This is a genomic window from Stenotrophomonas sp. TEPEL, from assembly GCF_004348785.1.
GTDB lineage: Bacteria > Pseudomonadota > Gammaproteobacteria > Xanthomonadales > Xanthomonadaceae > Stenotrophomonas > Stenotrophomonas indicatrix.
This window is the reverse complement of record NZ_QQXJ01000001.1, coordinates 932,427-944,987: the sequence shown is the minus strand read 5'-3', so window position 1 is coordinate 944,987 and position 12,561 is coordinate 932,427. Positions and strand designations below refer to the sequence as shown.

The window sequence follows — 12,561 nt, the reverse complement described above, 5'->3', positions numbered from 1 at the left end:
GTGGGGGCAATGGCGGCGGCTGGGGGGGTGGCAACAGCAACTACAGCGTGACCTGCAGCAGCAACAACAACCGCCAGCAGAGCTGCAACTGGGATGAACGCCAGGGCCGGCCTGTGCTGCAGCAGCAGCTGTCCGGCAGCGCCTGCCAGGAAGGCCGGACCTGGGGCTACTCGCGCGGCAACGTGTGGGTCAGCAACGGCTGCCGGGCGCGCTTCGGCACGCGTTGAGGGGTAGCGCCGGGCCATGCCCGGCGAGCGCAGTGGCAGGGTCTCCGCTTGAAAGCCGCCGGGCATGGCCCGGCGCTACCGGGCTGTCCGCGGCAGCATGCCAGGGGCCGATCAGGGTGCCGGCGCCGCTGCATCACCCCAGGGCGCAGGCGGCAGCGCGACCGGCTTGCTGAGATCGAACTCGACCCGGAAACGGCGCCCTTCCGGGCGCGTCAGCTCATAGACGAAACGCTGGTCCGGCTCGATCTCCATCGCCCAGGTGTTGTGGGTTGAAGCCAGCATGTCGGCACGGCGGAACATCGCCACCGATTCGCCATCGGCGGGGAACTGCTGGCGTTCGGCGGTGCCCGGCGGCTTGCTGTCGCCGCCGTACAGGGTGATCGCATCGGGGCTGCCATCGGCGTGGCGATGGTCGTGCTTCAGGCGCAGCCCATGCTCGGTACGGGTCAACACCCAGGTGCGCGAATGGTCATCGCCGACGTGGAACGGGATGCGCAGCTCATGTCCCGGGTCGGCGCAGCCACGTACATGCATCACCAGCTTCTGCCCGGCAAAGGGATCTTTGCCGGTGGGCGCCGGCGTGTCTTCCACCACCTTGCCCTCGTAGGCCTGGCCACAATGGGCGGCGACCGCGGCCATGAAGGCGTCGGCCGGCGCGGTCGACAGATCGTGGTCGACCGTATGCGATGGCTGCGAGCAGGCGGCGAGGCCGAGCAGGGCGAAGGCGGAAGCAACAGCGGCGATCGGTTTCATGCCCCAACCCTAACGGCCATGGCCGATGCGCGCAAACCGCACTCCCTGGATCCACCTCAGCGCTCGGCCGCAGGGGCGACGGCAACCACTTCTGTCGCCGCCACCGGCGCATCTTCGCCCTGCCCTGCCGGCTCCTGCTCGACCGGATCGACATCGAACGGCGTGCGGAACACCAGCGAGGGCAGCAGCGTGGTCAAGGCGGCGTACAGCAGCAGCGCGCCGAACAGCACCGCGGGAATCTGGAAGCGATCGCGCATGATCGCGGCCAGCACCAGGGTGAAGATCAGCGTCGGTGCCAGCGCCAGCGACACACGCAGGCTGCTGCGGAAGCTTTCGCCGAACATCACGCGACGCTGCAGCCAGACCACCGCGATGCGCAGCGGCAGCACCACCAGGGTGATGACGATGCCCAGCCCCAGTGCCCCCCAGCTCAGCGCTTCGCTGGGCACCTTGGTGCCGGCGTTGAAGAAGTAGAACGGCACGAAGAACGAGGCGAACAGGCGCAGCGCGTGCAGGTTTTCGTGCGAAGCCAGCAGCGGCATGCGCTGGTGCAGCAGGCGCGCGACCAGGCCGGCAATGAAGGCGCCAACCAGGTAGTACACGCCCAGCAGGTAGGTGATGTACGCCGCCACCATGCCCACCATCACCAGCAGTGAGAATTCCGAGCCCGGCGCATGCGGCGCGACCCAGCGACCGAGCGCGATGAACAGCAGCGGCAGGCCGATCATCATCGCCAGCAGGGCCAGGCTGGACAGCGCCATGTGCCCCGGGTCGCCAGCCTGCAGCACGATGAACAACGCCGCCAGGGCCAGCAGTTCACCGGCGATGGCCTTGCTGGTGACCCAGAACCGCTCGTCCTCGCTCAACCCCAGCCGCGACAGCGAATCCATGATGAAACCGGTGGAGGGGGTCAGCAGCGCAAGCGCCAGCAACCCGGCCGCCTGCCATGGCAGGCCGGCGTAACGCCAGGCCAGCCAGCCGACGCCGAACAGGGTCGCACTGCGGATCAGCAGATGCGCCAGCAGCGGCCACATGCCACGCCGCAGGGCCTGCAGGTCAACTTCCAGGCCGGCGAACAGGAACAGTGAGGAGATGCCCAGCGTGGCCAGCAGCGCGATGACCGCGTCGTGCGCCTGGTCGCCCAGCCAGAGCATGCCGATGATGCCGAACAGCAGGCAGGTCAGCGGCGCCGGCAGGCTGAACCGCTGCAGCGCGCGCGGGATGACCAGCAGCGCGAAGATCAGCAGCAGGTAGACCAGTTCATGGCTCATCGGGGGACTTCCGTGTGGATCGAACGCGCGCAGGATGCGGGTTCGATCCGGATCGGGCAAGCCGGACACGGCTGAAAGTGCCCTCTCCTTCCGGCAGAGCGCCCTTCAGCGGATCAGCCCATCGGCGATCCGCCCGACCTGCGCAAGCACCGCCGCGCGCTGCTCGAAGCTGATCGTGCCCGCCTGCAGATAGGCGGTCAGGACCCAGGGCGAACCGCCCTGCACCGGCCACAACACGGCGATGTCGTTGCGGGCGTCTTCGCCATTGCTGCCGGTCTTGTCGCCCACCCGCCAGCGCTTGCCCAGGCCCGCTCGAATGCAGGCATCGCCGGTTTCGTTGTCGATCAGCCAGTCGGCCAGCTGCTGGCGTGAGGCAGGCCTGAGTGCATTGCCCAGCACCAGACGCTGCAGCGTCGATGCAATGGCCGCCGGCGTAGTAGTGTCGCGGGGATCATCGATGGCGAAGCTGTTCAGTTCCGGCTCCAGGCGATCGCTGCGGGTGATCGTGTCGCCGGCAGCGCGCAGGAACGCGGTCACCGCCGGCGGCCCGCCAATCGCTGCGAACAACAGGTTGGCGGCGGTGTTGTCGCTGGTGATCAACGTGGCCCGGCACAGGTCACGCACGGTCAGGTCCTTGCCAACGTGGCGGCGGGTGACCGGCGCGTGCTCCAGGAGGTCCTGGGTCCGCACCGGCAGGCGCCGGTCCAGCAGTGCCGGACCGCGCTCGGCCTGCTTCAGCACCGTGGCGGCCAGCACGCTCTTGAAGGTGCTGCACAGCGGGAAGCGTTCGTCCTGGCGATGACCGAGGCGGCGACCACCGGCGCTGTCGAGCAGGGTTACGCCGAGTCGACCGCTGCACGCCTTTTCCAGTGCGGCGAAGTCGGCGGCGGCGGCGATGGCGGCATCGACCGATGTGGCCGGCACGGTGGCGGGAGCGGGAGCCCGGGCCAGCAGCGGCAACGCAAGGGTGGACGCGACTGCGGCACTGCTGAACTGCAGGAATCGACGACGGGCAAGCATGCGGAATCCTCGTGGAAGCTGTCCCGATTATTGAAAGGGTGGGCAGAGGCGACCAGCGCGTTTTTTCAGCGTCAGCCATGAGATTAATTCATGCATGACGCATTAAACCCTTTATTTATCCAACGCCCATGGCAAGGCGCTACCATCAGCCATCATCCTGCCTCACACGTCCCCATGCTGCACCCCACTCTTTCGCTGAATGCGTTGCGCGCCTTCGAAGCGGCTGCCCGGCACCAGAACTTCACCCGGGCCGCGCTGGAACTCTGCGTCAGCCAGGCGGCGTTGAGCCACCAGATACGCGGACTGGAGGACCGGCTGGGTATCCGCCTGTTCCACCGCCTGCCCCGCGGCGTGGCGTTGACCGAGGAAGGCGCAGCCCTGTACCCGGTGCTCAATGAATCCTTCGAGCGCATTTCAGCCAGCATCGCCCGCTACACCGGTGGCCCGGCGCGGGAAGTGCTGACGATCGGCGTGGTCGGCACCTTCGCCACCGGCTGGCTGCTGCCGCGGCTGGCCGCGTTCGATGCGGCCCACCCGGATATCGAACTGCGGCTGCAGACCCACAACAACCGCATCGACCTAGCCGGTGAAGGCCTGGACCTGGCGATCCGTTTCGGCGATGGCGACTGGCAGGGACAGGCCTGCACGGCGATCCTGGACGCGCCGTTCGCACCGTTGTGCGCGCCGGCACTGGCGCGGCGGCTGAAGCATCCGCGCGATCTGGCGGCCTTGCCGCTGCTGCGTTCGTACCGCAGCGACGAATGGCCACGCTGGCTGCAGATGGCCGGGGCCAACGGCGTGGAAGCACGCGGACCGGTGTTCGATTCGTCCTTGACGCTGGCGGTGGCCGCGGCCGGTGGCGCAGGCGTTGCCCTGCTGCCGCTGCGCATGTTCGAAGCGGACCTGGCCGAGGGCCGGCTGCTGCAGCCATTTGCCACCACGCTGGAGCTGGGTCGCTACTGGCTGACCCGTCTGCGCTCGCGTGCCGAACGGGAACCGGCCAAGCGGTTCCGCGAATGGCTGCAGGCGCAGGGATGAAACGCGCGCGCTACCGATGGAATCAGGACTCCAGCAGTTCCATCCAGGCCGCTTCGGCCTTTTCCAGCTGTGCGGCCGCCGCTTCGCGGTCGCGGCCGAGCACGGCCATGCGCGTGGCATCGGCATAGTTGCTCGAGTCAGCAAGCTGCCGGTCCAGTTCGGCGAGCACCCCTTCCAGCTCGGCGACCTTGGCTTCGGCGCTGGCCAGCTTGTGCGGGTTGACCGGCTTCTTCTGCACTACCTGCGCGACCGGTGCAGTCTTGACCACCACCGGTTCCTCCACCTGCTCCATGCGTGCCTTGGTGCCCTGCGCCTGCGGGCGCGTGCGCAGCCAGGCGGCATAGGCGTCGAGGTCACCATCGAACGGTTCGACCACGCCGTCGGCCACTCGCCAGAAGGTGTCGCAGACCAGGCCGATCAGATGGCGGTCATGCGAGACCATCACGATCGCGCCGTCGAAATCAGCCAGGGCTTCAGCCAGCGCCTCGCGCATTTCCAGGTCAAGGTGGTTGGTCGGTTCGTCCAGCAGCAGCACGTTCGGCTGCTGCCAGGCGATCAACGCCAGCGCCAGGCGTGCACGCTCGCCACCGGAGAAACCATCCACCGGTTCAAAGGCACGGTCGCCCGGGAAGTTCCACTTGCCGAGGAAGTCGCGGAACGACTGGTTCGGTGCATCCGGGGCCAGCTCGCGGAAGTGTTCCATCGGCGACTGGCCTTCATGCAGCGACTCCACCGTGTGCTGGGCGAAGTAGCCGATGCGCAGGTCCGGGTGCGCGGCGCGCTCGCCGGCAATCGGTGCCAGTTCGCCCACCAGGGTCTTGACCAGGGTGGTCTTGCCGGCGCCGTTGGGACCCAGCAGGCCGATGCGCTGGCCCGCTTCCAGGCCGAAGCCCACGTTGTGCAGGATCACCGAATCGCTGCCGTAGCCGGCCTCGACGTGGTTCAGGCGGATCAGCGAGAACGGCAGCTTGGCCGGCGGCGCGAACTCGATGCGGAATTCGCGCTCGGCGCGCACCGCCTCGGTGCCGGCCAGCTTGGCCAGGCGCTTCATCCGGCTCTGTGCCTGTGCGGCCTTGCTGGCCTGGGCCTTGAAGCGGTCGATGAAGCTCTGCAGGTGGGCGCGCTCGGCCTGTTCCTTCTCATGCGCGATCTGCTGCTGGCGCAGCTGTTCGGCACGCTGGCGCTCGAAGTCGGTGTAACCGCCCGGGTAAAGCTTGGCGCCACCCCCGTGCAGGTGCAGGGTGTGGGTGGCCACGTTGTCGAGGAACTCGCGGTCATGCGAGATCAGCAGCAGGGTGCCCGGGTACTTCAGCAGCCACTGTTCCAACCAGTACACCGCGTCCAGATCCAGGTGGTTGGTCGGTTCGTCCAGCAACAGCAGGTCGCTGGGCATCATCAGCGCGCGGGCCAGGTTCAGGCGCACGCGCCAGCCGCCGGAGAACGAGGACACCGCGCGGTGGTGCGTTTCGGCCGGGAAGCCCAGGCCGTGCAGCAGCTTGCCGGCACGCGCTTCGGCGTCGTAGGCGTTCAGCTCGGCCATGCGCGTATGCGCCTCGGCCACCGCTTCCCAGTCTTCGCGGGCGGTGGCGTCGGCTTCGGCAGCCAGCACCGCAGCCACTTCGATGTCTCCGCCCAGCACGAAGCTCAGCGCCGGGTCCGGCAGGGACGGGGTTTCCTGGGCAACGCTGGCGATGCGGATCTTGCCCGGCAGGTCGACGTCACCCTTGTCGGCCTCCAGTTCGCCCTTCACCGCCGCGAACAGGCTGGACTTGCCAGCACCGTTGCGGCCGACCACGCCTACCCGGTAACCGGCATGCAGGGTCAGGTCGACATTGGACAACAGCAGCCGCTCGCCGCGGCGCAAGGCGAAATTACGAAGCGAAATCATGGGGGGGGCGTCCATATAACCGAATGGAATGTGCTGGTAAGCACTGTTCCTGCGACGCAATTCTAACGTTAACGAATACTTGACGCGCCCCGGGATGCGCGACGGCCGACGTTCCTCTCTCCCACGTCCTGTCCGCGCGCCTCCCGGGCCCCTCCCCCGTCACTGCCTGTCGCAGCTAAATGGTTGCTGCTGCAACGTTTTTTCTGAAGGCCGTCATTTGACAGGCACTGAATATCCCGTTAATTCCTGTATTGCGCACCGCAACAACCGTCGTCCGCCTCACCCCCGTGATGTCGATTCCGGTGCCATCCCGCCAACCGGAGCCCCCTCCCGATGACCCGCAAGACCAGCCTGATCGCCGCCGCCGTCGCTGTCGCACTCGGTGGCTCTCCGTTCGTTGCTAACGCCCAGCAGGCCGGCAGCGCCGCCAACACCCTGGATACGGTGATCGTCACCGGCACCCGCGTGGCCGACCGAACGGTCGCCGAATCGCAGTCACCGATCGACATCATCACCCCCGAGATCCTGCAGTCCACCGGCACCAGTGAGCTGGCCACCGCGCTGTCGCGCGCGCTGCCGTCGCTGAACTTCCCGCGCCCGGCACTGACCGACGGCACCAGTGGCGTGCGCCCGGCACAGCTGCGCGGCCTGTCGCCGGACCAGGTGCTGGTGCTGGTCAACGGCAAGCGCCGCCACACCTCGGCGATGATCAACGTCAACGGCAGCATCGGCCGCGGTTCGTCAGCGGTGGACATCAACGCGATTCCGATCGCCGCCATCGAGCGCGTCGAGGTGCTGCGTGACGGCGCCTCGGCACAGTACGGTTCGGATGCCATCGCCGGCGTCATCAACATCGTGCTCAAGGGCAGCGGCAGTGGCGGCAGCCTGGCGGTCGACTACGGCCAGTACTCGGCCGGCGACGGCAACAAGTACCAGCTGTCCGGCGATACCGGCGTGGAATTCGGCAACGGCCGTGGCCGCGTGCACGTGGCCGGGCAGATCAGCCAGCAGGACGAGAGCGACCGCGCCGGCCCCTATCGCGGCACCACGCCGAACACCGGCAACTTCCCCAGCGTCGGCCAGACCACCTTCATCGTCGGCGACCCGCGCGTGGACGCCACTGCCGCGTCGGCCAACGCCAGCTTTGATTTCAGCGACCACGTCACCGGTTACGCCAGCGCGCTGCTCAGCAACCGCGACATCACCTCGTTCGCGTTCTACCGTTCGCGCAACCACAGCGGGCAGAGCGCGCTGCTGGCGCAGACCTACCCGGACGGCTTCGTGCCGCAGATCAACCAGTATTCCAAGGACCGCTCGCTGGTGGCCGGGGTCAAAGGCAACACCGACAACGGCTGGACCTGGGACCTGAGCCTGAACCACGGCGAGAACACCCTGGATTTCCACACCCGCAACAGCATCAACTACAGCCTGGGCGCGACCAGCCCACGCTCGTTCTACGACGGCACGCTGAAGTACCAGCAGGACATCTTCAACGCCGATCTGACCAAGTCGCTGGACTGGGGCCTGGCCTATCCGGTTACGCTGTCCTTCGGCGGTGAGTATCGCCGCGAGAAGTGGGACCAGAACCCTGGCGAACTGAACTCCTACACCGGCAGCGGTGCGCAGGGTTTTGCCGGCTTCACTCCCACCAACGAAGTGCATACCGACCGCCACAACTACGCGGTCTATGCAGGCCTGGAAGCGGACCTGACCGAGAAGTTCTCCGCCGGCATCACCGGCCGTTACGAGGACTACTCGGACTTCGGTGACCGTTTCTCCGGCAAGCTGTCGGCGCGCTACGCCTTCACCGACAAGGTAGCGCTGCGTGCCACCGCCTCCAGCGGTTTCCGCGCACCGTCGCTGGCCCAGCAGGGCTACCAGGCGGTGACCAGCCAGTTCCTCAACGGCGTGTTCGTCGAGCGTGGCACCTTCCCGACCACCAGCCTGGCCGCACAGGCACTGGGCGCGTCGCCGCTGAAGGCCGAGACCTCCACGTCCTACAGCCTGGGCCTGGTGCTGCAGCCGGTGGATCGCCTGTACGTCACCGTCGACGCCTACCAGATCGACATCGATGACCGCATCGCGCTGTCCTCCAGCATCACCACCAATGCGGCCAGCAGCGCGCTGCTGACCACGCTCGGCCTGCCGCAGGTGAACGCGTTCTCGTACTTCACCAACGGCCTGGACACCCGCACCCGCGGCGTTGACTTCGTCTCCAGCTACACCGTGCCGTTCAGCGCCAGCAGCCTGGAACTGACCGCAGCCTACAGCTACAACGACACCGAAGTGCAGCGCGTGGGTGGCACGCCGGCGGTGTTCGGCACGCTGGGCCTGACCCAGTCGCTGATCGGCCGCGATGAGATCGGCCGCATCGAAGACAGCTACCCGCACGACAAAGCCATCCTCAGCGGCACCTGGCGCTCGGACCACTGGGAACTGGGCCTGGCGGCGACCCGCTACGGCAAGTTCACGGTGCGCAATTCGGCCACCGCCGCGCGTGACCAGACCTACGGCGACAAGTGGGTGCTGGATGCTTCGGCCAGCTACAAGCCGAGTGCTAACTGGACGCTGACGGTGGGCGCCGACAACCTGCTGGACGAGTACCCGGACCGCACCGAAGACCTGCAGAACTCGACCTTCGGCATGCTGCCGTACAGCAACTACGCGCCGTTCGGCTTCAATGGCGCGTATGTGTACGGGCGGATCAAGTACAACTGGTAAGCGGTAGCGGTAGCGCCGGGCCCTGCCCGGCGGGCTCATCCGGGGTCAGGGCCCATTTCCTGCAGGAAACGGGATCTGACCCTATTTGCTCTAGGGGTTTGCCGCATTTGGCTCATTAGGTGAAAATCGGGGCATCCCCCTGATTTCTGCGAGAGCCGATGCACCATGACACCGACCTGATCAACATCGTTGCCGTTGGTCTCGGGCTCGCCTTCATCTTCGGCGCGCTGGCCAACAAGCTGCGTTTGTCTCCGCTGGTCGGTTACCTGGTTGCTGGCATCTGTGTAGGTCCGTTCACCCCCGGCTTCGTCGCCGACCAGGCACTGGCCAACCAGCTGGCCGAACTGGGGGTGATGCTGCTGATGTTCGGCGTCGGCCTGCACTTCTCGCTGAAGGACCTGATGGCGGTCAAGGCCATCGCCATTCCCGGTGCCATCGGCCAGATCCTCGTCGCCACCCTGCTCGGCTGGGGCCTGGCGGCATTGATGGGTTGGCCGGTCATCCACGGCGTGGTGTTCGGTTTCGCGCTGGCCACGGCCAGTACCGTGGTGCTGCTGCGCGCGATGGAAGAGCGCCGCCTGCTGGAAACCCAGCGCGGCAAGATCGCAGTCGGGTGGCTGATCGTCGAGGACCTGGCCTGCGTGCTGGCACTGGTGATGATGCCGGTGATGGCCGGTGTGTTCGGGCCCGACGCGGCCAATGAACACCACACCCTCGGCAGCGTGCTGGCCAGCATCGGCTGGACCTTCGTGCAGCTGGGCCTGTTCGTGGCGGTGATGCTGGTGGTCGGCCGCCGGGTCATTCCGTGGATCCTGGAGCGCATCGCCGGAACCGGTTCGCGCGAACTGTTCACCCTGTCGGTGCTGGCGATCGCCCTGGGCGTGGCGTTCGGCTCGGCGATGCTGTTCGGCGTGTCCTTCGCGCTGGGCGCGTTCTTCGCCGGCATGCTGCTCAATGAATCGGAACTCAGCCACAAGGCGGCCAGCGATTCCCTGCCGCTGCGCGATGCCTTCGCGGTGCTGTTCTTCGTCTCGGTGGGCATGCTGTTCAATCCCAGCATCCTGATCGAGCACCCGTGGCAGGTGCTGGCCACCGCCGGCATCATCATGTTCGGCAAATCGGCGGCGGCGTTCTTCATCGTGCGCGCGTTCGGCCACCCCACGGGCACCGCGTTGACGATCTCGGCCAGCCTGGCGCAGATCGGCGAGTTCGCCTTCATCATCGCCGGTCTCGGCGTGACCCTGAAGATCCTGCCGCCCACCGGCCAGGCGCTGGTGCTGGCCGGCGCGCTGATCTCGATCATGCTCAACCCACTGGTATTCGGCCTGCTCGACCGCTGGCTGCTGAAGCACCAGGAAACCACGCCGACGGCGGTGGAAACCGAGCTGCCACCGGGGCCGTCGCTGGACCTGCACGACCATGCCATCGTCATCGGCTATGGCCGCGTCGGCAGCGCGCTGGCGCAGGTGCTGCGCGACCGTGGCGTGCCGGTGATGATCATCGACGACAACAAGGAACACGTGGCCGAGGCGCATGCCGCTGGCCTGCCCGGCATCCGCGGTAGTGCCGCCTCGGACAAGGTGCTGGCCGAAGCCCATCCCGAGCGCGCGAAGATCGCGGTGCTGGCGATTCCGCAGCCGCTGGAAGCCGGTGAGACCTTGGCCAAGCTGCGTGCGATCAACCCCAACCTGACGCTGCTGGCGCGTGCGCACAGCGATGCCGAAGTGAAGCATCTGCTTGAACACGGTGCCGACGGCACGGTGATGGCCGAGCGCGAGCTGGCCTACTCGTTGGCGGAAATGGTGATGGCGACCCCGCCGTACCGCAGTCTTGGGCAGCACAGCATTCCAGTGGTGTGAGGGGTGTGCAGCAGGGCTGCGCCCTGCACCCGCCGAAACAACGACAACGGCAACGGCAAAAGCTGGCATTCCGTGGGATGGCGGAGTGGGTCCGCCTTCGACGGATTTCAGCGAGCTGTCGGTAGGGCGTTCGGTGCTGCTGTTGGTAGGTGTCGACCTTGGTCGACACAGTAGATCCACGCCATGCGTGGATGGATCTCCATCGGAATCGAGTATTTCGACAGTGCATCGAAATGCGTCCACGCATGGCGTGGATCTACCTGAGTGGGCTGCGCCCAAAAGAATCCCCGGCCGACCCGCATCGGCCGGGGATGATATCGCCACGCCCTTGGAGAGCGTCTCCACCGTAACGCTTTCCTGCAGCGGTGGTGATCGCCTCTGGCGATGACGACCAAGCCAGCAGGCATCAGGCGTCCGCCAACGCCTGTTCCAGGTCCGCGCGCAGATCGCCGATGTGCTCGATGCCGATCGACAGGCGCACGGTGTCCTCGCTGACCCCGGCTCTGGCCAGTTCGACCGCATCCAACTGGCGGTGGGTGGTCGAGGCCGGGTGGGTGGCCAGTGATTTCGCATCCCCCAGGTTCACCAGTCGGGTGAACAGTTTCAGGGCATCGAGGAAGCGCGCGCCGGCAACGCGCCCACCCGGCAATCCGAAGGTCAGCACACCGGAGCCGTGGCCGCCCAGATAGCGCTGCGCCGCCGCGTGTTCGGGGTCGTCGACCAGCCCGGCATAACGCACCCACGCCACCTTCGGATGCGCGCGCAGGTACTGCGCCACGGCCAGCGCATTGGCGTTGATCCGCTCCATGCGCAGTGCCAGGGTCTCGATGCCCTGCAGGATCAGGAAGGCGTTGAACGGTGACAACGCCGCGCCGGTATTGCGCAACGGCACTACCCGCGCACGGCCGATGTAGGCCGCCGCGCCGAGCGCTTCGGTATAGACCACGCCGTGATAGCTCGGATCGGGCTGGTTCAAGCGGGCGAAGCGTTGCGGCTGTGCCGTCCAGTCGAAGCGGCCGGAATCGACGATCGCCCCGCCCAGGCTGGTGCCGTGGCCACCGAGGTACTTGGTGAGCGAGTGCACCACGATGTCGGCGCCATGTTCGAACGGGCGCAGCAGGAACGGCGTGGCCACCGTATTGTCGACGATCAACGGCACGCCGGCCGCATGCGCGACCTCGGCGATGGCGGCGATGTCGGTAACGTTGCCGCGCGGGTTGCCGATCGATTCGACGAACACCGCCTTGGTACGTTCATCGATCAAGGCCGCGAACGCCGACGGGTCAGCCGGATCTGCGAAACGCGCCTGGATGCCGTACTGCGGCAGCGTGTGCGCCAGCAGGTTGAGGCTGCCGCCATACAGCGCACTGGCAGCGACGATATTGTCGCCGGCCTCGGCAATGGTCTGGATCGCATAGGTGATCGCGGCCTGCCCGGAAGCCAGTGCCAACGCGCCGATGCCCCCTTCCAGCGCCGCGACGCGCTGCTCCAGCACGTCGGTGGTGGGGTTCATGATGCGCGTATAGATGTTGCCCGGCACCTTCAGGTCGAACAGATCCGCCCCGTGCTGGGTGTCATCGAATGCATAGGCCACGGTCTGGTAGATCGGCACCGCCACCGCGCGGGTAGTCGGGTCGGGGCGGTAGCCGCCGTGCACGGCCAGGGTTTCCAGTTGCCACTGCGGATCGCTCATTGCGCCAGGCTCCATCCGGGGAAACGCCCACCATAGGCCAGCCATTGGCCGCCATTGAGAGCCCCTGGCGATGACGCCAGTACCGGCGGTT

9 protein-coding genes are annotated in these 12,561 nt (G+C 67.0%); 4 read left to right on the top strand and 5 right to left on the bottom strand.

The window, feature by feature from the left end; genetic code table 11:
• Positions 1-227, top strand: a 227-nt coding sequence (locus tag TEP_RS04235; protein ID WP_132826448.1) for a DUF3011 domain-containing protein, incomplete at its 5' end; no start/stop codon positions are given.
• Positions 228-338: 111 nt separating this feature from the next.
• Here the strand turns inward: TEP_RS04235 and TEP_RS04230 are convergent.
• From TEP_RS04230 to blaL2, 3 genes are all read right to left on the bottom strand, one after another.
• The gene (locus tag TEP_RS04230; RefSeq protein ID WP_132824387.1) at positions 339-980 is read right to left on the bottom strand and encodes a hypothetical protein; all 642 of its coding nucleotides are present in this window, start codon (positions 978-980) and stop codon (positions 339-341) included.
• A gap of 56 nt (positions 981-1,036) precedes the next feature.
• Entirely contained in the window at positions 1,037-2,251 is a 1,215-nt protein-coding gene (locus TEP_RS04225; RefSeq protein ID WP_132824386.1) for a cation:proton antiporter, read from the bottom strand.
• Between the two features lie 105 nt (positions 2,252-2,356).
• A complete protein-coding gene (gene blaL2, locus TEP_RS04220) occupies positions 2,357-3,271 on the bottom strand; it encodes a L2 family extended-spectrum class A beta-lactamase (protein WP_132824385.1) in 915 nt (304 codons plus the stop codon).
• 174 nt (positions 3,272-3,445) lie between these two features.
• Between blaL2 and ampR the strand changes: the two genes are divergently transcribed.
• Positions 3,446-4,309, top strand: coding sequence for a LysR family transcriptional regulator AmpR (ampR, locus tag TEP_RS04215; RefSeq protein WP_025874688.1), 864 nt, complete (start codon positions 3,446-3,448; stop codon positions 4,307-4,309).
• A gap of 22 nt (positions 4,310-4,331) precedes the next feature.
• On the opposite strand, the gene TEP_RS04210 is transcribed toward ampR, so the two are convergent.
• The gene (locus tag TEP_RS04210) at positions 4,332-6,197 is read right to left on the bottom strand and encodes an ABC-F family ATP-binding cassette domain-containing protein (RefSeq protein WP_049463961.1); all 1,866 of its coding nucleotides are present in this window, start codon (positions 6,195-6,197) and stop codon (positions 4,332-4,334) included.
• A 333-nt stretch (positions 6,198-6,530) separates the two neighbouring features.
• On the opposite strand from TEP_RS04210, the gene TEP_RS04205 reads away from it, so the two are divergent.
• Together TEP_RS04205 and ybaL are read left to right on the top strand one after the other, a co-directional pair.
• A complete protein-coding gene (locus tag TEP_RS04205; RefSeq protein ID WP_132824384.1) occupies positions 6,531-8,918 on the top strand; it encodes a TonB-dependent receptor in 2,388 nt (795 codons plus the stop codon).
• A gap of 158 nt (positions 8,919-9,076) precedes the next feature.
• Positions 9,077-10,777, top strand: coding sequence for a YbaL family putative K(+) efflux transporter (ybaL, locus tag TEP_RS04200; RefSeq protein WP_132824383.1), 1,701 nt, complete (start codon positions 9,077-9,079; stop codon positions 10,775-10,777).
• A 406-nt stretch (positions 10,778-11,183) separates the two neighbouring features.
• Here ybaL and TEP_RS04190 read toward each other — a convergent pair whose 3' ends face one another.
• The gene (locus tag TEP_RS04190; RefSeq protein WP_132824381.1) at positions 11,184-12,470 is read right to left on the bottom strand and encodes an aminotransferase class V-fold PLP-dependent enzyme; all 1,287 of its coding nucleotides are present in this window, start codon (positions 12,468-12,470) and stop codon (positions 11,184-11,186) included.
• Positions 12,471-12,561 lie beyond the last annotated feature (91 nt).